This window comes from Aeromonas sp. R5-3 (assembly GCF_040908225.1).
In the GTDB taxonomy this organism is placed as follows: Bacteria; Pseudomonadota; Gammaproteobacteria; order Enterobacterales; family Aeromonadaceae; genus Aeromonas; species Aeromonas dhakensis.
On sequence record NZ_JBFODH010000013.1, the window covers coordinates 47,425 to 67,201 of the forward strand.

At 58.9% G+C, this 19,777-nt stretch carries 22 protein-coding genes; 8 read left to right on the top strand and 14 right to left on the bottom strand.

Annotated features, from left to right (window positions below):
- The first annotated feature begins 260 nt into the window (after positions 1-260).
- The 5 genes from rlmKL to rmf all read left to right on the top strand — a co-directional run bounded on the left by rlmKL (position 261) and on the right by rmf (position 6,641).
- The gene (gene rlmKL / locus AB5Y95_RS05995; RefSeq protein ID WP_162513009.1) at positions 261-2,429 is read left to right on the top strand and encodes a bifunctional 23S rRNA (guanine(2069)-N(7))-methyltransferase RlmK/23S rRNA (guanine(2445)-N(2))-methyltransferase RlmL; all 2,169 of its coding nucleotides are present in this window, start codon (positions 261-263) and stop codon (positions 2,427-2,429) included.
- Positions 2,429-2,659, top strand: coding sequence for a glutaredoxin family protein (locus AB5Y95_RS06000; RefSeq protein ID WP_010634011.1), 231 nt, complete (start codon positions 2,429-2,431; stop codon positions 2,657-2,659). Before rlmKL ends, AB5Y95_RS06000 begins: the two co-directional genes overlap by 1 nt.
- Before the next feature lie 73 nt (positions 2,660-2,732).
- Positions 2,733-4,655, top strand: a complete 1,923-nt coding sequence (locus tag AB5Y95_RS06005; protein ID WP_139725523.1) for an ABC transporter ATP-binding protein — start codon at positions 2,733-2,735, stop codon at positions 4,653-4,655.
- Between the two features lie 8 nt (positions 4,656-4,663).
- Positions 4,664-6,301: a DUF3466 family protein gene (locus AB5Y95_RS06010; RefSeq protein ID WP_017780101.1), complete on the top strand. Its 1,638-nt coding sequence runs from the start codon at positions 4,664-4,666 to the stop codon at positions 6,299-6,301.
- Positions 6,302-6,464: 163 nt separating this feature from the next.
- Complete coding sequence (rmf, locus tag AB5Y95_RS06015) at positions 6,465-6,641, top strand: ribosome modulation factor (RefSeq protein ID WP_010674759.1); 177 nt, start codon at positions 6,465-6,467, stop codon at positions 6,639-6,641.
- Positions 6,642-6,729: 88 nt separating this feature from the next.
- Here rmf and fabA read toward each other — a convergent pair whose 3' ends face one another.
- From fabA to AB5Y95_RS06040, 5 genes are all read right to left on the bottom strand, one after another.
- Positions 6,730-7,290, bottom strand: coding sequence for a 3-hydroxyacyl-[acyl-carrier-protein] dehydratase FabA (gene fabA, locus AB5Y95_RS06020; protein WP_010634008.1), 561 nt, complete (start codon positions 7,288-7,290; stop codon positions 6,730-6,732).
- A 78-nt stretch (positions 7,291-7,368) separates the two neighbouring features.
- Positions 7,369-9,348 (bottom strand): Lon protease family protein, encoded by a 1,980-nt coding sequence (locus AB5Y95_RS06025; protein WP_025201740.1) that lies wholly within the window; start codon positions 9,346-9,348, stop codon positions 7,369-7,371.
- A gap of 176 nt (positions 9,349-9,524) precedes the next feature.
- A complete protein-coding gene (locus AB5Y95_RS06030) occupies positions 9,525-9,917 on the bottom strand; it encodes a DUF2158 domain-containing protein (protein ID WP_368160005.1) in 393 nt (130 codons plus the stop codon).
- Positions 9,918-9,947: 30 nt separating this feature from the next.
- A complete protein-coding gene (locus AB5Y95_RS06035; RefSeq protein ID WP_257725800.1) occupies positions 9,948-10,382 on the bottom strand; it encodes a hypothetical protein in 435 nt (144 codons plus the stop codon).
- Between the two features lie 52 nt (positions 10,383-10,434).
- Positions 10,435-10,647, bottom strand: a complete 213-nt coding sequence (locus AB5Y95_RS06040) for a DUF3892 domain-containing protein (RefSeq protein WP_257725799.1) — start codon at positions 10,645-10,647, stop codon at positions 10,435-10,437.
- 171 nt (positions 10,648-10,818) lie between these two features.
- On the opposite strand from AB5Y95_RS06040, the gene AB5Y95_RS06045 reads away from it, so the two are divergent.
- Together AB5Y95_RS06045 and AB5Y95_RS06050 are read left to right on the top strand one after the other, a co-directional pair.
- Complete coding sequence (locus AB5Y95_RS06045; RefSeq protein WP_368160008.1) at positions 10,819-10,980, top strand: hypothetical protein; 162 nt, start codon at positions 10,819-10,821, stop codon at positions 10,978-10,980.
- Positions 10,981-11,005: 25 nt separating this feature from the next.
- Positions 11,006-11,401, top strand: coding sequence for a hypothetical protein (locus AB5Y95_RS06050; RefSeq protein WP_368160010.1), 396 nt, complete (start codon positions 11,006-11,008; stop codon positions 11,399-11,401).
- A gap of 28 nt (positions 11,402-11,429) precedes the next feature.
- Here AB5Y95_RS06050 and AB5Y95_RS06055 read toward each other — a convergent pair whose 3' ends face one another.
- The gene (locus tag AB5Y95_RS06055; RefSeq protein ID WP_368160013.1) at positions 11,430-11,720 is read right to left on the bottom strand and encodes a hypothetical protein; all 291 of its coding nucleotides are present in this window, start codon (positions 11,718-11,720) and stop codon (positions 11,430-11,432) included.
- 23 nt (positions 11,721-11,743) lie between these two features.
- On the opposite strand from AB5Y95_RS06055, the gene AB5Y95_RS06060 reads away from it, so the two are divergent.
- The gene (locus AB5Y95_RS06060; protein ID WP_368160015.1) at positions 11,744-11,896 is read left to right on the top strand and encodes a hypothetical protein; all 153 of its coding nucleotides are present in this window, start codon (positions 11,744-11,746) and stop codon (positions 11,894-11,896) included.
- Positions 11,897-11,978: 82 nt separating this feature from the next.
- Here AB5Y95_RS06060 and AB5Y95_RS06065 read toward each other — a convergent pair whose 3' ends face one another.
- The 8 genes from AB5Y95_RS06065 to AB5Y95_RS06100 all read right to left on the bottom strand — a co-directional run bounded on the left by AB5Y95_RS06065 (position 11,979) and on the right by AB5Y95_RS06100 (position 19,495).
- Positions 11,979-12,989, bottom strand: a complete 1,011-nt coding sequence (locus AB5Y95_RS06065) for a zonular occludens toxin domain-containing protein (protein ID WP_368160017.1) — start codon at positions 12,987-12,989, stop codon at positions 11,979-11,981.
- Positions 12,990-13,022: 33 nt separating this feature from the next.
- Entirely contained in the window at positions 13,023-13,289 is a 267-nt protein-coding gene (locus AB5Y95_RS06070; protein WP_368160020.1) for a DUF2523 family protein, read from the bottom strand.
- Between the two features lies 1 nt (position 13,290).
- Complete coding sequence (locus AB5Y95_RS06075; RefSeq protein WP_368160022.1) at positions 13,291-14,412, bottom strand: hypothetical protein; 1,122 nt, start codon at positions 14,410-14,412, stop codon at positions 13,291-13,293.
- Positions 14,413-14,520: 108 nt separating this feature from the next.
- Entirely contained in the window at positions 14,521-14,679 is a 159-nt protein-coding gene (locus tag AB5Y95_RS06080) for a hypothetical protein (RefSeq protein WP_236289065.1), read from the bottom strand.
- A gap of 132 nt (positions 14,680-14,811) precedes the next feature.
- Complete coding sequence (locus tag AB5Y95_RS06085) at positions 14,812-15,153, bottom strand: DNA-binding protein (RefSeq protein ID WP_368160025.1); 342 nt, start codon at positions 15,151-15,153, stop codon at positions 14,812-14,814.
- A 190-nt stretch (positions 15,154-15,343) separates the two neighbouring features.
- The gene (locus tag AB5Y95_RS06090; RefSeq protein WP_368160028.1) at positions 15,344-17,074 is read right to left on the bottom strand and encodes a phage/plasmid replication protein, II/X family; all 1,731 of its coding nucleotides are present in this window, start codon (positions 17,072-17,074) and stop codon (positions 15,344-15,346) included.
- 449 nt (positions 17,075-17,523) lie between these two features.
- Positions 17,524-17,820, bottom strand: a complete 297-nt coding sequence (locus AB5Y95_RS06095; protein WP_368160030.1) for a hypothetical protein — start codon at positions 17,818-17,820, stop codon at positions 17,524-17,526.
- A 397-nt stretch (positions 17,821-18,217) separates the two neighbouring features.
- Complete coding sequence (locus tag AB5Y95_RS06100; RefSeq protein ID WP_041207234.1) at positions 18,218-19,495, bottom strand: site-specific integrase; 1,278 nt, start codon at positions 19,493-19,495, stop codon at positions 18,218-18,220.
- Between the last annotated feature and the right edge of the window lie 282 nt (positions 19,496-19,777).

A 19,777-nucleotide genomic window follows, 5' to 3' on the forward strand; every position in this document is an offset into this window, starting at 1 on the left:
TTTAGAATAGGGCGAGAGGAATAATATATATCCGGATAACGGATCAAGACTTGCTCGCAAAATAGCCGATGCTGCTTTTGGTGCCATCACTCGCATTGGCGTTGCGTGTGATGTCGTTACGGAGTCACTCGCTTGTCATCAATGTCACCATTACCGGCCTTCATCTTGCACAGGCGCAACCACAGCCTCAGGGTCAACTGCGCGCTCTTTATGCCGACATGCCCAAGCTTTTGCTGCTCCGGATCGTCGCTTAAGGTATAATGCGGCACTATTTTTATGGCTTCCCCGTGAGCGTGATGAAAGAATTTTTTGCAACCTGCCCCAAGGGGCTGGAAAACCTGTTGGCCGTCGAGCTGACCAATCTGGGTGCAGAGCAGGTCCGCGAGACCGTGGCCGGCGTCCATTTCTGCGGCGAGCTGGCTATCGGTTACAAGGCCTGTCTGTGGAGCCGTTTCGCCTCCCGCATCGTGCTGGTGCTCTCCGAGTTCCAGATGAACGACGATCTGGACCTCTATCTGGGCGCCCATACCATTCCCTGGGAAGAGCACTTCTCCGGCACCGCCACCATAGCGGTGGATTTTACCGGTACCAACGCCTCCATTCGCAACACCCAGTACGGCGCGCTCAAGATCAAGGACGCCATCGTCGATCGCTTCACCAAGCGCGGCCACGTGCGCCCGGACGTGGACAAGAAATCCCCGGACATTCGCATCATGGCCCATCTGGGCAAGGGCAAGGCCAATATCACGCTGGACTTGTCAGGCCCTGCGCTGCACCAGCGCTTCTATCGTCAGGGCACCGGTGAGGCACCGCTCAAAGAGAACCTGGCCGCGGCCATGATTGCCCGTAGCGGCTGGGCCGGCGAGCCCATGATGGACCCCATGTGCGGTTCCGGTACCCTGCTGATTGAAGCGGCCTTTATCGCCGCCGATATGGCGCCGGCCCTGCGCCGCGAGCGCTTCGGTTTCGATCGCTGGCTGCAACATGACAGCGAACTGTGGCAGAGCCTGATGATGGAGGCGCAAGTGCGCGCCAAACGCGGCATGCAGCGCTGCGAGGTGAAGCTGTTCGGTTGTGATGCCGACTCCCGCGTGCTGCTCAAAGCCCGTGACAACGCCAAAGCCGCCGGCGTGGCCCATCTCATCACCTTCAAGCAGGCCGACGCGACCGCCCTGGAAAACCCGCTGCCCATGGCGGCGGAAGGGGAGACCCGTCAGGTCGGCATGCTCATTTCCAACCCGCCCTATGGCGAGCGTCTCGGTGAGTTCCCGGCGCTGCTGGAGGTGCACCAGGCCCTGGGCGATGCCCTGCGTCGCAGCTTCCAGGGCTGGAAGGTCTCGATCCTTTCTGCCTCCCCCGAGCTTTTGAGCTGTCTGCGCCTGCGCGCCGACAAGCAATATCGCCTGTTCAACGGGGCGCTCGAGTGTCAGCTGCGCAACTACCAGATCGCGCTGGACTCCGTGGCCTCCCAAAAAGAGGTGGCGCAGGACTTTGCCAACCGTCTGCGCAAGAATCTGAAGGCACTCGAGAAGTGGGCGAAGAAAGAGAACCTCGACTGCTACCGTCTCTACGACGCCGATCTGCCGGAGTACAACGCCGCCATCGACCGCTATCAGGACTACCTGGTGGTGCAGGAGTACGCGGCGCCCAAGGATATCCCCGCCCAGAAGACTCGTCAGCGCCTGCTCGACATGGTACAGGCCGCCATCAAGGTGACCGGCATGGATGGCGAGAAGGTGATCCTGAAGGTGCGCGAGCGTCAGGAAGGCAAACAGCAGTACCAGAAGCTCTCCGAAGAGCAGCACCGGATGGAGGTGCAGGAGTACGGTGCCCGTCTGTGGGTCAATCTCTATGACTATCTGGATACCGGCCTGTTCCTCGACCACCGCCAGACTCGCCGCATGCTGGGCGAGATGGCCCGTGGCAAGCGCTTCCTGAATCTCTTTGCCTACACCGGCAGTGCCACCGTGCACGCGGGTCTGGGCGGTGCCAGCGAAACCACCACGGTGGACATGTCGCGCACCTACCTGAACTGGGCACAGGACAACATGCGCCTCAACTCGCTGGTGGGCCGCGAACACAAGTTCGTGCAGGCGGACTGCCTGAAGTGGCTCTCCGAGGCGGACGAGCAGTACGACCTCATCTTCATCGATCCGCCCACCTTCTCCAACTCCAAGCGGATGGACGAGAGCTTCGACGTGCAGCGCGATCACCTGTTGCTGATGCAGCACCTCAAGCGTCTGCTGGCTGCTGGTGGCACCCTGGTCTTCTCCAACAACAAGCGCCACTTCAAGATGGATCTGGCCGGTCTCGAGGCCATCGGTCTCAAGGCCCAGAACATCACCGGCAAGACCCGGCCGAAGGATTTCGAGCGCAACCAGCATATCCACAACTGCTGGATCATCACCCATGCCGAGGTCCAGGGCTGATGCTGACCCTGTTTCACACCGACGGTTGTCACCTGTGCGAACAGGCGTGGGGGCTGGTGGAGCAGGCCGGCCTTGCCGGCAGGACCCGCCGCTGCGACATCCTGGATGACGCCGACTGGCTCGAGGCCTACCGGGTGCGCATTCCGGTGGTGCGCGACGAGGCCGGGCGTGAACTGGGTTGGCCCTTTACCCTGGCGGAGCTGCAAGCATGGCTCGGCGCCCGGGAGTAGTGGGCGATTTGACGATGAAACGGGGGGAGACTCAGTCTGCCGCCCGTTTTTTCATTAGCAAGAAGGAACAAGAATGGCTCTTTTGACATTGCACGGCGCTTCCCTGTCGTTCAGTGATTTTCCGCTGCTCGACCAGGCCGAGCTCACCATCGAGCGGGGCGAGCGCCTCTGTCTGGTGGGGCGCAACGGGGCGGGCAAGTCCACCCTGATGAAGGTGATCGCCGGCGAACTGCCGCTGGATGACGGCCGTCTGGTGCTGCAGCAAGACTTGAAAGTGACCCGCCTCGAGCAGGATCCCCCCGCCTCGAGCGAGCTCACCGTGTTTGACTACGCCGCCGAAGGGCTGGCCGGGGTAGGGGAGCTGCTCAAGCAGTATCACCATATCTCCATGGAGCTGGCACACGATGCCTCCGATGCCAACATTCGCAAGATGAGCCAGCTGCAGGAGCAGCTCGACTACCAGAACGGCTGGCAGTTCGAGACCCGCATCAACCAGGTGCTGACCCTGCTCGGTCTGGATCCCGACGTGACCCTCGACAGTCTCTCTGGTGGCTGGCTGCGCAAGGTGGCCCTGGCCCGCGCGCTGGCCTGCGATCCGGATCTGCTGCTGCTGGACGAGCCGACCAACCACCTGGACATCGATGCCATCAACTGGCTGGAAGAGTTTCTCAAGGATTTTCGCGGCGCCATCGTCTTCATCTCCCACGACCGGGAGTTCATCCACAAGCTGGCGACCCGGATCATCGATCTGGACCGCGGCGTGATCACCTCCTGGCCCGGCAATTACGACGAGTACCTGCAGGGCAAGGAGGAGTGGCTGCGGGTCGAGGAGCTGAAAAATGCCGAGTTCGATCGCAAGCTGGCCCAGGAAGAGGTGTGGGTGCGCCAGGGAATCAAAGCCCGCCGTACCCGCAACGAGGGACGAGTGCGTGCCCTCAAGGCGATGCGCATGGAGCGGACCCAGCGCCGTGAGCTGCAGGGCAAGGCCAAGCTGCAACTGGACGAAGCGGGCCGCTCCGGCAAGCTGGTATTTGAAAGTGAAGGCTTGGGTCTCGACTTTGGCGATCGCACCCTGTTTCAGGGGCTGGATCTGCAGGTGTTGCGTGGCGACAAGATTGCGCTGGTCGGCCCCAACGGCTGTGGCAAGTCGACCCTGATCAAGCTGCTGCTCGGCCAGCTCGAGGCAACCCGCGGCTCGGTGCGGCAGGGCACCAACCTGGAAGTGGCCTACTTCGATCAGTACCGCGAACAGCTCGACCCCGAGAAGACGGTGGTGGACAACGTCGGCGAGGGCAAGCAGGAGGTGATGGTGCGCGGCCGCTCCCGTCACATCCTCGGCTACCTGCAGGACTTCCTGTTTGAGCCAAAACGGGCACGCACCCCGGTGAAAGCCTTGTCAGGGGGCGAAAAAAACCGTTTACTGTTGGCCAAATTGTTCTTGAAGCCCAGTAATTTACTGATCCTCGATGAACCAACCAACGACCTGGATGTCGAAACGCTGGAACTGCTGGAAGAGCTGCTGGCGGATTATCCCGGTACCCTGCTGCTGGTGAGCCACGATCGTCGTTTCATCGACAATACCGTGACCGGTTGCTGGTTGTTTGAAGGGGATGGGCGGATCAGTGATTATGTGGGGGGCTATGCCGACATGATGGCCACCCGTGCCCAGCAGCAGTCTCAGCTGGCCGCACAGCAGGCGGCGAAGCAGCCCCAGAGCAAGGCGCCAGAGCCTGTCGTGACGCAGGTGCCGGTCGCGGCAAAACAGAAGAAACTCTCTTACAAGTTGCAGCTGGAGCTGGATAATCTGCCAGCCCGGCTGGAACAGCTGGAGGCGGAGCTGGATGCCCTGCAGACGGAGATCAACCACCCCGGTTTCTTCTCCCTGCCTGCGGAGCAAACCCAGACCAAACTGGATGCCCTGAATGCCGCAGAGGCGGCATTGGAACAAGCCTTCTCCCGCTGGGAGGAGTTGGAAGCGTTGAAACATCAGGACTAAGGAAGTAGATGAAAAAGCAATTATCCATGCTGGCCATTCTGGTCAGCGCCAGCCTGAATGCCCAGGCGGCACAAAGTCCCTTTTTCACCATTGTCGATGCGTCCGACAAGGGTTACGCCAGCGGGATCAGCGGCGACGGCAACGGGCTCATCGGGATCAACACCAAGAACAACATGGCCGAGCACTTCTCGACCGTGCGCTTCGCCGACTTCCTGGTTGACCGCTTCCGCTTCGAGCAGGGCTGCATGCTCTCCAACTCGGTCTGCAACTCCTTCTGGAACGACAACAGCAACTTCGCCTACCAGTGGCGTCGTGACTTCCTCGATGGTGTCGACCAGCGCAACAACGTAGGTTACGTGCAGCTGGGCGAGACCGACGGTCTGGTGACCGCGCTGGGTGACGTACCCGGCACCCGGGCGGGCTACAAGATGAATGGCAAGGTGCGTACCGCCTTTGCCGTGGTCGAGGAGGGCAACCCCGTCGAGCTGAAGGATGGCGCCGGCACTCACAGCCTGAGCGTGCCGACCAGCATCAAGAAGCTGGACAATGGCCAGTATCTGGTGACCGGTACCGCTGCCACCGGCAAGAACATCGCCGTCAACTCCGAAACCTACAACTGGTGCTTTGCTGGCAACGACGGCCAGTACGGTGACTACCGCTACTGCCCGGGCCTCAACACCCAGGCGAGCTTCTGGCTGGTCAACAGTACCGGTACCTTCAACAAGCTGCTGCAGGCCAACGAGTATGCCCGGGGCCGCAACGAAGTGGTGCAGACCGCTTCCGCGCTCGGCGTGGGCAAATTCAACGGCACGCTGTATGGGGTAGGGTACTCCTCCACCGGCGAGATCGGCACCAACTACCTGGATGGCCGCAACCTGGCCGCCTACTGGACACTGGATCTGGATGGCAGCAAGGTGGGCACCACCCAGATCATCCCGCTGGCAGAAGGCGAGCCCGGTAAAGATGACGCCAAGCTGCAACACAGCTGGGCCGTGGGGGTCAACGACAACGGTTATGTGGTCGGCAACCAGCTCTATCGTATCAACAAGGGCCAGAACCGCCCGGTGGAGATGTTCGTGTTCAACCTGAACACGCCGACCACCAACGCCGTGGTCTCCCTGCAGGACAAGCCGCTCAGCGGCTCCGGCTCGGAAGCGGCCGCCATCAACAACCACAACATGGTGGTTGGCTGGCGTGACTCCCGTCATCAGACCCAACCCGTGGTCAACGGCACCAACCGCATGCAGGAAGGCTTCCTGCTCAACGCGGCGACCGGCAACAACTGGTACCTGAACGATCTCATCTGCGGTCTGGATGATGCGGGTGCCAAACAGTGTGCCCAAAACGGTTACTACTACCACATCGCCTATGCCAGCGGCATCAGCGAGAATGGGACTGTGGCCGCGACCGCCTATCGCTACAACAGCGAAAGCGATCTGAACAACCGCACCAACGCTACCGTGGTCAGCGTCAAGCTGGCACCGGTCGTGACCGACTACAAGAACAACGATCCGGCCGGTTATGTGGTCGCCAACGCACCGGTCAACAACCAAACCGGTCAGGATGGCGGCAGCGGTGGTGGCAGCCTGTTCTGGTTGACTCTGCTGGCCCTGCCATTCGCCTGGCTGCGCCGTTTCCAGCGCTAAAAAGTTGTGTCACTAAAAATTAATGCGGTTCAGTGTCTTGTGTCACAATGACCGGATAGCATGAAATTTTTTGTTTGACCCTGCCAACCCCCTGGGGTAAAGATGAAAGCGACCGATGAAAAATTGGTCGCTTTTTTTGTTCCACGGAAGAGGGTCGTAGATGATGAAGAGACAAAAACGGGACCGTCTGGAAAGAGCTCGTGCTCGTGGTTATCAGGCTGGCGTGGTCGGCAAACAGAAAGAAGCGTGTCCGTATCAATGCCTGGATGCACGTGGGCACTGGCTTGGTGGTTGGCGTGATGCCATGGAAGGGCGGGGCTCAGGCCTCTTCATGAAGTAGTCGGTACTTCATCACACATTGCAAAAAGGAAAGGGGCCATGGCGGCCCCTTTACGTTGTGCGGTTTGACCGGGTGGTCAATCAGCTCATCAGAATGCGGTCGTGTCCTTGAACAGGCCCACTTTCAGGTCGGTGGCGCTGTAGATGGGGCGACCATCCACTTCCACTACGCCATCGGCAATTCCCATCACCAACTTGCGATTGATGACGCGCTTGAAGGTGATCTTGTAGGTCACTTTCTTGGCGGTCGGCAGGATCTGACCGGTGAATTTCACCTCGCCAACCCCCAGCGCACGCCCCTTGCCGGGGCCGCCTTTCCAGCCAAGGAAGAAACCAACCAGCTGCCACATGGCATCCAGACCGAGACAGCCAGGCATGACGGGGTCACCCGGGAAGTGGCAATCGAAGAACCAGAGATCCGGTGTGATGTCGAGTTCTGCCAGGATCTCGCCTTTGCCGTGCTCACCACCATGGTCATTGATCTTGACGATACGATCCATCATCAACATGTTGGGGGCGGGCAGCTGGCTGTTGCCCTCACCAAATAGCTCGCCACGGCTGCAGGCGAGCAGCTCTTCACGGGTAAACGAGTCTTTGCCTTGTTCACACAGGGAAAGGCGGGCATCAATGATGGAATTGTCTACGGTCACGCTGGTTATCCTTAAAATGGGTCAAAGCCGGGCCAATTTAGCGTACAGATGTTCGCTAAACAACTCCGATCACTTCGTTTATACCCCGAACAGCCTGCCAAACAGGCGGCGCAGCACGCCCCCCTTGACGGCCTCGGTGCCGTTGAGCTCATCCAGCCGCTGCTGGATGCGGCCGAACAGGGTATCCGGCATGTCCGGCTCACCTGCAACACAGCCCGTCAGCAGCTCGATGGCCTCTTCCACATGATCCACCGGGTGGATATGGAACTGGCCGGCCTCTACTGCCGCGATCACTTCATCAGAGAGGTTGAGCTGTTGGGCGTTGGTACCGGGCAGCAGGATCCCCTGTTTGCCGGTGAGGCCGTGGATCTTGCACACCCGGAAGAAGCCCTCGATCTTCTCGTTGACGCCGCCGACGGCCTGCACGTTGCCGAACTGGTCGACCGCGCCGGTAACCGCAAAGTGCTGGTAGATAGGCTGGCGGGCGAGGGCGGAGAGCAGGGCACACAGACCGGTCAGAGACGCGCTGTCACCATCGATCTCATGGTAGGACTGCTCGAACACCAGGTTGGCCGAGAGAGGGGAGGGGTTCTCGGCACCAAATTTGTTGGAGAGATAACCGTGAATGATCATCATCGCCTTGGCGTGGATATGACCTGCCAGCTCCGCCTTGCGCTCGATGTCCGCCACGTCACCGTCCCCCAGATGCACGGTGGCGGTGAGGCGCACCGGCTCGCCGAAATCATAGGGGTGCCCTGAGACCTGAATGACGGAGAGACCGTTGATCTGACCCACTTCCTCACCATCGGTCTGCAGCAGGATCTGGCCGTCGATGACCCCCTGATCGGATTGCTCGACCAGGTAGTTGAGCCGGTAATCCTGCTCTTCCAGCGCTCCGCGGATGTGCTCGTCGGTGACGACATCCGCTTCCAGCTCACGTGCCAGGCTGTCGGCCATGCGCATGATGGCTGAGAGCTGCACCTCGGAGAGGGAGAGCCACTCCTGATGATCACAGAGCCGGCTGGCATGGCGGCAGAGGGCGGCGAGGGCCGCCGGCGTGAAGTCCAGCAGGTTCCAGCGCTCGCGCAGCCAGGCCAGATATTGCAGATAGTCAGGCAGATCCTCTTCGATATTCACCTCGGAGACCAAGTCCGCGCGCAGGAAGATGCGTTCCGACATGTCTCTGTCCAGCATCTGGAACTCGGCCACATCCAGCCGGTCACCGACCAGGATCAGCTTGAGCTTGATGGGGGTGGCTTCCGGTGTGAAGAAGGGGGTGAGGGTCTTGCCTTCCTGATAGGCGTTCCAGTCCAGCTCGCCTTTTTGCATCGCGTTCTTGAGCTTGAACCAGAGGTGGGGCTGATCCAGCAGCTCATCCAGCTGCAGGATCAGATAGCCACCGTTGGCCTGACGCAGCAGGCCAGGTTCCAGCAGGTGCTGGTTGGCATAGACGGAACCTTGCTCGGTCTGGTAGTTGATGGAGCCGAACAGGGTGTCCCAGTTGAGATCGCGGCCATACACCACGGGGGCTTCCTGCTCTTCATGGTGGATCAGCAGGTTGATGAGGACCGGGTGCTGAAATTCGAGCCCTTGTGCCACATGTGCGGCCAGATCTGAGAGGAAGTCATCGATCTTGGGATCGTTGTTCTGCTTGCGCATGATGCGGGTGACCAGACGCTCGGCATCCAGATGGTGGCTCATCAGCTTGAGCAGTTCACCGACCATTTCACAAAACTCGATGCCGGTACCGGGTTGCAGGCGCAGCCAGATGGGTTTGAACGGATTGTTCAGGTTTTCGGTGTAGCAGAGATCGAACAGGTCGCCATCCTTGCCATTGGAGGCGGCGATCAGCGTCTGGCAGACATCTTCATAGTCGACCCCGGGGAAACCGTTGAGCAGCATGACCGGGCAGTCGCCATCAAAACTGGCGAGACGCTTGATGCCGGAGATGGCCCTGGGTTGCAGCGCGGCAAACGGAATGGGTTCGAGCTCGCTGAGGGCAGGAAACTGTTCAATCGCAAAAGCAGGTTTTAATTGTTCTGATGTTAATTCAGCCACTTAAGACATCCGGTCGGAGATAGGATCAATTGTTGCCATTATACACAGTTCAATAAGTGGTAACAGGAAACAAGATACCATATTTAACATAATATACATTATGCGCGGTCAGGCTTGGGGATAGAACAAAGGGGCCGGAGGCCCCTAGATACGAAGTCACAGCAGATCTTGATGATCTATACCGCCACGAGCATTTCCGATGGGAATGAAGCCATCAAAGGTTCTCGGCTTTTCTTATCGTGCCAGATGCAAAACACCAAGGTCACACCGGTAAGGCTTTGGCTATTCTGCACTGTCATCGACGGCCCGCCACTACGAAGCCTTACTGCTGCACCAGGCTCAAAACGAGTATGCAAATAGCCATATTGCTCCTGATTTTCTTGCAACTTCAGAATGCGGCTTGGGAAAGTCCATTCTATAGGTTCGCCGCCCATGTCGGTGTTGAACCAGACACAGCAAGCGTCAATCCCTTTGTCATCTTCATCTTCGGCAGGTTTAACGGTCATGGGGTAACTACCGCCCGACAGTGTAACGACTTGCCCAGGATAGAAGTATTGGTATTTTTGCATCATCATTCCATGTTATGCCAAAAACTATGTTTATAGGTAAGCGAGAGCTGCTTTATAGACGATATTCAGATCTCGAGTAATATTCAGGGTCATATTGTCGGTTGATTTAAATCCATCTAGAAAACCAGCCGGTCTTCTTGCCGATTCTTCAAAGCGTTGATGCCATGAGTGGTCATCAGTCACGATGACCGGATCACTACAATCAGGAAACTGGTCTGCAGTGATATCGATAATGTATCCACTGACCTCTAACCAAGCATGGGATTGCTGGTTATCAGCTGAGCCGCTGACGTAATCGATGTCATTGATTCCTTGTTTATAAAGGTATTCGGCGAGAATATCGCTGATATCCCCACACGTCCCAGCCGGAAATTGTCTGAAGTTCGCTGGCATAGACCCCCAGTCTAAACGTTCCAAAGCCAGACGAAAGTCGCTAGCGTGCTTCCTAAGCTCAAAAATGTTCATAAATCCCTCGTCAGGGACAAGACGCCGATAAATAGGGTTATCGGCATCAATCCTAGTCCTTATCAACGTTGTTTTGCTGAGTACTATCTGGATCGGCTCTCACGTACTCGACGTTGTTACGTTCATAAATATGAAAGTCAGGATGCTTTCCTTCCTTTATCTCTTCAACAAGCTTTTCACGAGGAACTGTCCCCCGCCCAGGAATGGTATAAGTTTGGTTTTCGCCATTCTGCCCATCCTTGTTACCACGAATATTCTTGGCCATGTGTATCTCCCCTCTTCGAGCGATATGCTCCATAGGGATATTGGGGGTGTTGGCTACAAAACAACCCCATGGTGATAAAAAAGCATCAAGTAAGAGAGCCCCCCTGCCCCGCTGCTGTATCGAGCATGTGAGAATTGAATTACCCCCGCATTACTTTTGGAGGTTTTTACGATGAACGATGAAAAAAGACCGACCCTCGATGAGCTGCTTGAGGGACTGAATGACCACCTTTATACGATCGACTGGAAATCCGATGATGCGCAACCTGAGATGCTAGCAGACGTTGACCCCGATGAAATCGGTTGGGATTGGGATGTCACCGATGAGAAATAGCGCCCCGGTTCGGGATTGGCGGCGGTTGGATGAACTGACCGCTGGTGTCGACCTGTTGGCACAGCTGCGGCGCCATCGGTTTCGGCGGTTGCATATCACTGTGCCCGATGGCCACCAGTTATTGTGGTTCGACGTGTTCCCGTTGGCCGGTGCGTTGGTGCTGGTTCATCAGGACACCCCGTTGTGGGTCTGCCGCTGGCAGTTAGTCAACCGGGTGGCAGTTATCCACGACTTTCGGGCGTTCTGGTATACCCATCAACAGGACTTGGCCCATCTGCCGCTGGAGGCGATTTGCTGGCTGTCCGATCGTTACCTGGTGAAATGGAGCGCCACTGGCGGTGGCCACTTTTGGCGGCGCTGCCTGCGGGAGGCCCACGCCCGGGGCTTATCGGTGAGCGCAGGCGCCATCGGCCAGCCCTAAAAATTGCTCACCGGGTTGGATGGCTCTGTTAGGCATGATCGATTAGCGCGACCTCGCGGTGTGCCGCATGCAGCACGTCGGACATTTCCCCTGGGCTGATCCGCCGCACCACATCGGCCGGTCTGGCACTGCCCAGCCAGCCATTGGCCGACTGGAACCACACGGCCAGCGCCACAGGACCGCGATGGGTTTGCAGGACGCTGACGATCTCGTCCAGTTCTGGTGATGATGGCAGGTTCATCTCGGCCAGACTCAGCACGTAGCCTCTGGCCAGCAGCTCCTCGCGGGTCGCGACCCGAAACGGTGATTTTTCGCCCATTATTCTCTCCTCTGGTGTGAGACATGTTGAAGGTCAAAAAGCAGATGTTGAAGGTCAAAAGTCACATAACCCTCACAAATTATGCGGATAAATGGGTTGTCGGCTTCAGCGCAGTGCTGGAAATCGGCCTGTCAGCTATTTTTGGTCACAGTGACCGAAAATATGGTGCTTCCTAGGCCCGCCGCCTGCCCGCCGTGCGCGAGCGCCCGTCGGCCATCCGTCCGGCCAGGGGCGCCTGCGGCGCCCGGGGTGTGGGCATCAGCGCCTAGCGAGCTGGACCCCCTGCTCCAGCGCATCAACCCACAACGAGCGGTCGGTGATTCGCCACAAATCTGGGCCAGAGGGCCCGCCCATTACGACGATATGGCCCCCCTCCTCTCTCCAGTGCTGCACATCGGCCCAGGTCAGTGAGACCTCACAGCGCCCGTCTGCGCCCTCCTGACAGAGCAGCAGATCAGTTTTTCCTGCGTATCGCTGCCAGCCGTGGTAGGCCAGCACCGGCAACGCGGGTGCAGCTGGTGCCGCAGGGGTCAGGGTTGGCGCAGCGCCGGAGGGTTCCTGGTAGAGCGGCAATTCGATCCCCTGCCCCGCATCCACCTGGACGACCGGCGCCGGTTTGTCCTGTTCATTTTTGGCTGCCATCCCAGAGAACGAGGCAACCATCAGTGCCACGCCACCGACCATAGCGCCCAACGGAAGGATCGCTTTTTTGGTGATCGGCCACCATGACTGGGGCTTGTGGGTGTTCTCTACTGTTGATTTATACAGTGAGAAAATCTGTTTATTGAATTTCCGCTTTTCTGGGATCGGCTTGAGCTTCGGTTGGCATGCCGCCTCGCAGTAACTCCACTCATACCAAACGCTATGCTCCTGCGCACGGGGGCGATACGCATGCAGATGGCGCCCCACCAGGGCTCGGACGTCCTGATCGATCAACCCTGGGTGCTGAGTCAGGAGGATTAGATCAATGCCGCGATGGCGGTGGGTGTTGAGGGCTGCCACCGACTCGGGACGTTTTGACCCGCTCGGTCTGGAGGGCCAAAAATCCTGGCATTCGTCCACGACGATCAGGCTGCCCTCGGGCAGGTCCATCCAGCGTAGTGGATCGAACTCAGACACGGCGCCGATTTCCGGTGCGAGGTCGTTGACGTTCGAGAAAATCAGTCGTGACCGGGTTTTTGGATCGTCATCGTTGCGCAGCTCGGCCAGGAGTTCCACACAGCGCAGCGTTTTTCCGGCGCCAGGCGTGCCGGTGATGAGGGTGATCAATTCGTTATCTCCGACATTCTGGTAACAGTTACCTTATTTTGGCAGGAACCGCGTTGCTGCACTCAGGGCCAACGCCGCTGCCTGACCGGCAAACCACGCCGAAATCGGCACGTCCATGTGCATGAACCCGAGCAGCGCCAGCAGATCGGCGGGGATGCCGCCGAACAGCCCCTGAATCCGGGTCATGGCCAGTTGGAGCAGTTCCGAGAATCCGATCATCGATACGATCCCCACTCCCAGCGCCAGAAGAGCGCGGGCGAGGATGCTGCCGATTACCGTAGAGGTCAAAGCCGCCCACATATCACGCCCCTCCTGTGCGCACGCGCAGTACGATCGAGAGGAAAATTAGAATCGCGGTGAGGTCACTTGCGGGCACGACATAGGACCCTATCAGGGGACAAAAATCACGCTCGTACTGGCTGAAATCGACCTTCCACTCCGGCCAGCGGTCGATCGGAGTAACCGGTCCAGGCAGCGAGCAGCTGCGCGGCAGCCAACCCCAGCTGTCAGGGGTAAACCACGTTCGTACGTCAATAACACTCCGGTCAACGTCACTCATATCCGCATCGGGTGGGAGTTCGGTTTCGCCCTCCCCCGGTTGGCTCGTCTCGGGATCCTGTTCGAGATCCTCGACCCGCAGTGGTTCCCAGAGTTCAGCGGGGAGCGCGTCGTTGATGGCCAGCTGACCGATCACCTCGGGCGTCATCAGCCCCCGAGTCAGTTCGGCAGGGGTCAGCGGGGTGCTAACGGCGGGCATCTCGAGCTGTTTCTCAGGCTGTGGCCTGACAATCTCCCGCATCCCACGTACAGAAACGGCTGGATTGCTGGCCTCGACGAACCAAACGTCGCGCTGCTGGTCTGAGCCAACCCCGTACTGGTTGAGCCAGGTGGGATCCGGGTTCCAGGGATATGCGGGCGGCAGGCGGAGCACCAGTCGGGTCGGTGCGCTACCCCAGGAGTAGCATGGGAGGTAGGCAAAACTGTTGTGTTTCACCCCACCCGCGTCGGCGACAGAGACCAGGTTTGACTCGCACAGCTGCCAGGCGGGCATCGTGCTGGGGCGGATAGCCACGCCGTCCTGCACCAGCACCTCGGGCCAGAGGTGAGTCAGCGAGCCCCGCATCGCCTCGGCGAGCAGCAGAGCAATCGACGCGCTGGCGACCAGCCGCCCGCCCAAAATTCGCGTGGCCAGTGCACCGCCCTGGGCAGCGATGGGCCGGAGCGCGACGGCAGATCGGCGCACGTTCCCGAGGCTATCGGTCCAGCGCACCAGGGCGCTGGCGCGGCCATCGACAACCCGGTTTAGTGTCTCGATCGTGCCAGTGCGACCGTCGACAAACGGCACTGACAGCGCCGCTTTGGCCGGTGCTGTCAGTGCCAGGACGACCAGTGCTGCCCCGATTTTCAGCGGAAAATGATCCATAGCGCCCCCATAAATGCAGCCAATACGATCAACCCCATGGAAAGTCCCTCTATTTATGGTAACAGTTACTTAAATAGAAAGGCCCCCGCAGGGGCCTTGTTTTGTGGCTCAGCGGCCCAGCGCCGATTTCACGACGTGCAATAGTTTTACTGCGGCGGTGAGGCCCAAAATCACTGCCCCTACCCCCACGACGGCACCAGTCCCGCCACTCATCGCGGAGGTTGCGGCGGTGACCAGTTGCTGACCGATATCTGCTGTAGCTTCCATAAAAATTCCTCTATTTCAGTACCTTAGTGACGACCCGGACCACCCAGGCCGTTCCCCAGAGAGCGGCCGCGGAGGCCGCTAGTTCTACACCCTGCTCAGGTGTGAGACTGAGCAAGATATCCAGCGGGCTCATCAGAGCCCCAGAATCTGCTGTTTGCTGTCGAGCATCAGGGCGAACCCAGCGCCGCGCCTGCCGGTGTACGCCTGCACCCAGACTGGCAGGGACAAAATCTGGCCACGCAGCCCATCCAGCTGGCGCGGAAGACCCGCATCAACCGAGGCCTGCGGCAGGCGGACCTCGACGAGCTCGGATGTCTCCCCTCCATAGGCGTCTACCGAGGTCACCCGGACACCGACCGTATGGCGAACGATCTGGTTGCCGCCATTGGTGAACGCATCCTGTTTTACACCGGCGATTTCACCGACCAGGTAGAGGCCTGATGCGCCTACGACAGGCAGTGTTCTGTCATTCATCAAATTCATCCTTTTTTGGTAACTGTTACTAAAATGGGCAGTCGTAAAAAATTTCGCAATGGAGGGCGTCTTGCCACGGTTCCCAGTACGTGGGCAGGCCCCAGAGCAGTGAATGGACGGCCTCTACCCGCTGCTGGGCCATTTTTTTATGAAATTGAGCACCTATCGATCTAATAACCACGATTGATCCCTATACGAGTCTGAGTTGTGGGTGGCGGGGTACGGCGGGTACACGGAGGTCGGCGACCTCTGACTGGACGACGATCAGATCCCAGTCGACCTCGGGCGGGAACAGCCCAGCGTGGGAGCCCAGATGGTCGTGACCGTCAGAGCGGCCCATAAACCGGGCGATCTCGTGACCGAAATTGGGCCTCGTATCGAACGGACCCATGACGCCGTCATCGACTACACCAGTGCAATGGACCAGCCCGTCACCCACGGCGCGGCGGTGACGGTGCGGTACCTGCATGAGATCCATGTCGTCCATCCAGCGGCTCAAATCGGCCGGTTTAAACCACCCTGGCGCACTGCCGACAGCCTGCACCTCGAGCACGCTCCGGAGAGACACCACGACACCAGCAGCCAGGCGACTCTCAGCCGTCCCCTCACAGGACTGGAGTGCTGCACGGGAGATCCCGGCGTCGACCAGTTCAGCGACGGTGCGATACCAGCTGGCCTGACTGGCTGGCGGCGACCTTTTGGCCGCAACCCAGCCGCGATCGATGATCGCCCGCAGGTGGCACAGGGCACGGCGCAGGCCCATCGAACGGGCGCGGCCAGTGAAATTCTGCTCGTAATAGGCCGAAATCTTGGCCTCGAGCTCGGTCTCGTTTGCGAGCGACATAGTGGGATCTCCCCAGAGTGCAGATAGAACCGGGCGCCAAACATGTGCCCAGAGGCTGTGTGTGAGATGTTTTCCGGCATCAGCGAGCTGGCGTTCGCAACGGATGAGATCGATGACGGTACCGTCCCAGTCGGTGATACCCAGGCGTTCGAGCTGACCAACCAGTCCGCGGCGCAGCGTGCGGGCCTCAAAACGGAGGAGTTTTTCGCAGTATGTCTGGTATGTAGGGTCGGACAGGGCCTCGACCCGGGCTGCCAGGGCGGCGTTACCAGGAGCGCGACGGGCCTCGACAGCCAGGCGTTTCAGCTCCTCGCGGGCCTCAGGGCCCTTGGGGTAACAAACACCGCGCTGGTGCTCAGAGGTCGCGTTGAAATACACGGTGGAACCGCACTTTTGGCGGATCTTCTGCTCGGCATCCGCATAGGTGTCCATCGTTCCGGCTGCGTGGACATGGCCGATCTGCACGTGGCCAACCCGGTCGAGCATCGCGCCCACATCGGCCACTGTGGCGCACTGTACGCCGGAGGTCGAGTCAACGCGCATGACCCGGGCGCCAGCGACGTCGACTAGTGCGGCGAGTTCCGGACAGGCGCGAACAAACGCCGACAACGCTATCGGCAGGGCCTGAGACAGGTTTGAGATGTCCGAAAACGCGTTGAACCCGTAGGTGAGTTTGCTCGGGTTCAGTTTGACGGAAACATACGGGTCTAGACCGAGCCGGGTGTTGCCGCGAGGATAAATTTTGACTGCCATCGAGCCGAGGTGCGATTCGACAGATTCGAACGGAGTGTGTAAATCATCGGCTGTCACCGACCCGTCCGGCTGGAGCGTGATCTCCGCGCACAGGCGCAGGTCGGGCACCAGCAGAGCGAGTGCTCTCAGGTCGATGTCGAACGATTTTTCGGTAGAGAGGCTGACGATGCCGTCGTGCTCAACCGCGTCGGAGGCGCCCACGCAGTAGCGGGAGTCATAGGGGAAATGGAGTCGCAGCTCGACAAAATCGCAAAAAACGCCAAACGACGCCAACAGCGCCTCGAAATTGTCGTGTTCAGTGGTGGTGTGCTGTGATGGGTCCATGCGCCTATCCGAGACAATGCTAATGAAAAAATCCGGCCTCGGCGCCAAGGCCGGACCAAACCACAATTTTTCATTACCCCGGAGGGTGCATTGCCCGAAGGCGTCTTATCCCGAAGGATGGGATTGAGACACGAACGTGTCTCGAACTGACCGCTCCACACAAAACGTGGAACTCGAGCATCCTGCCACAGGGTCAGACGGAACACAACGAATTTTTGCAGGTCAAAACAGACCCTAAAACAGGCTCAAAAAAGAGTCTCAAACGACATCGAATTTATCACGGTGAGAATTGGGTGGGAGATTACAGTGCTCCCACCCGACCCAACCACCCTCCCCCAAACCCGACCCGACACACAACAACAAAAACCGCCCCTACGGGGTCGCGCTCTCTGCCGCTGGGCAGGCCGACCGGCCTGGGTGGTCTAACTGATGACCACCCGTGCGGACGGCTACTCGGTGACGGGACGGAGCTGGGTCTGGGTCGCCGCCCGGAGAGAATCGAGCAGGCCCGGCAGCAGTTCCGGCGGAATGGGGGCATCATGCCCCGCAACCAGGCCCCGGATATGCAGCTCCAACGCCTCGACCGCCTCGCGATCAAACGTCACGGACACAGAACGGGCACGCTGTCGTTCGCGATACCTGGCCTGTTTTTGGGCTGGGGTCAGCGCCGTTCCGGTGCTGGGGCGGCCTCGGCGGCGTGGAACCGGGAGCAGGTCGGGGGTGTCGGCATCATGTGGGTCGCGCATCTCAACATCCTTTTTGGTAACGGTGACCGAAATAGAATAGCACTATTTATGGTAACTGTTACCGAAATTCGCGCGATCTAGGCCTCTTCTCTATTTTGATCTCACAGAACGTGAGGGTTATAGAACAGTGATGCCTAGTGGAGGGTGGTGAGAGCAAGAATGTTACCGACGCATAATAGACATTATGTTACGGGCGGGAATTGGTATAACGATGCCGCTGCGCGGCCCACGTTCTACCAACCCCCGTCAGCACAAGTGCTGCAAACCCTCAACATAATGCTCGCATTATGCGCGGTTTTGAGTATGGAGCAATTGAGTGTTCTGGATTGGTTCAACAACACTGGGTTGGTTTGCCAAGAACGAATCTTTCCCTTTCTGTTATCTCTCACTGTTGAACTTAATCATGTAGCCGATCCAGTGGTTTGTGATTGGCACTCTCGTGACGTTCGCTGTTGCCGGTGTGCAGGTATTTGGAGGTAGTGTCGATGCTGTCGTGGCCGGCATCGGCCTGCACATGGGACAAGGGCCGGCCGTTGAGGTTGATGTCGTGAGTGATGCCGGTATGGCGAATGGAGTGCGGTGTCAGGTTGCGCATCTCTGCGGCATCCTGGGCAAAGCCATCCTGTTCCGCCAGCGTAGCGGCCGCCTGTATGACGGCCATCACCAGCTCGCGCAGTTGACGGATGCCGAGGTTGGCATTGAGCTCACCTTGTTCACGGCCGTGGGCTGCGGCCTTGTGGCGCACAAACAGTGGCGTCTGTTCATCGGGTACCGGCAGTGGCGAGAGACCGAGAAAGGTCCGGTAGCGTTTGAGGGCCTCCAGCAAGGCATGGGAGACCGCCACGGTGCGGCGTTTGCCACCCTTGCTGCGGGGAATGTAATAGCCCCAGACGCCGGTTTTCCCGTCGCGGCGAAACTGCCCCATGACGGGGGTAAAACCCGGCCTTGCCGCCACCTCGGAGATGCGTAGGTAGCAGGCATACATCAGGCTGATCAGAAAGCGGCTGCGCTCGTGCTGCTCCGGTGACTCGGTGGCCAGCCGATCGGCCGCCTGCATCACATAGGACCACTGCAGCTCGCTGAAGGCCTGGCCCTGATCATCCGGCTCCTGCTGTACGGTGCGCTTCACCCGTTGCAGCAGAAGCGCTGGGTTGCGGTCCATGTACTCTTCCTGGATCAAAAACTGGAAAAAGGCCGACAGAATGGCGAGCTTGGTCTTCATGGCTTGCTCACTGAGTCGGTACGGCAGTTCGCGGCCCAGCTCCCGTTTGCCAAGAAAGGGTCGCCACTGGGGATTGGGCAGGCGCTCTCCCCACTCCTTGTCGAGCACGAACTGCGCCACATTGCGATAGGCAATCAGGGCCGCTGGTGGTGACTGGCAATAATCGAGGTAGCGCATCATGATGCGCCGGGTCAGATCCTTTGGGCTGATGCGCATCTCGCCAAAGCACCAGTGCAAGAACGTGGTCAGCTCGCTGCGATAGGTCTTGTAGTTGTTCTCGTTGTTGCGTTGCTCCAGCAGCCAGTCGACGGCGAGTTCGTAGACGATCCCGGCATCGGGTACGTCGGTGAGGCTTAGGTTGGCCAGGTACTGATTGACCTGGGGGTTGCCCGCCTCCAGGTATGCCAAGCCATCGAACAGCGGCATGGCGGGTGGAAGTATGGTTGTGGTCATGATCTTGCTTGAAATGGTTCTGGCTTGCGGCCTGCTCAAGGGTAATGCCGATAAATGGGGTTATCGGCATCAGCGGTGGTGGGGACATTGTCAGGAAACTTGGATGTAGTCGCCACGTTGAATCACGGCGAACACATTCTTATCCCATTCAATGAATATGCACTCTTGTCAAAAAACTCTCGGGATAAACAGCCTTAAAACTGACTGTTAATTCTTTAATTTTGAATAAGAAAGTGTTTGGCCGTGACGGCTCGCCCTATTCCCTGTCCTTCCTCACCCTGT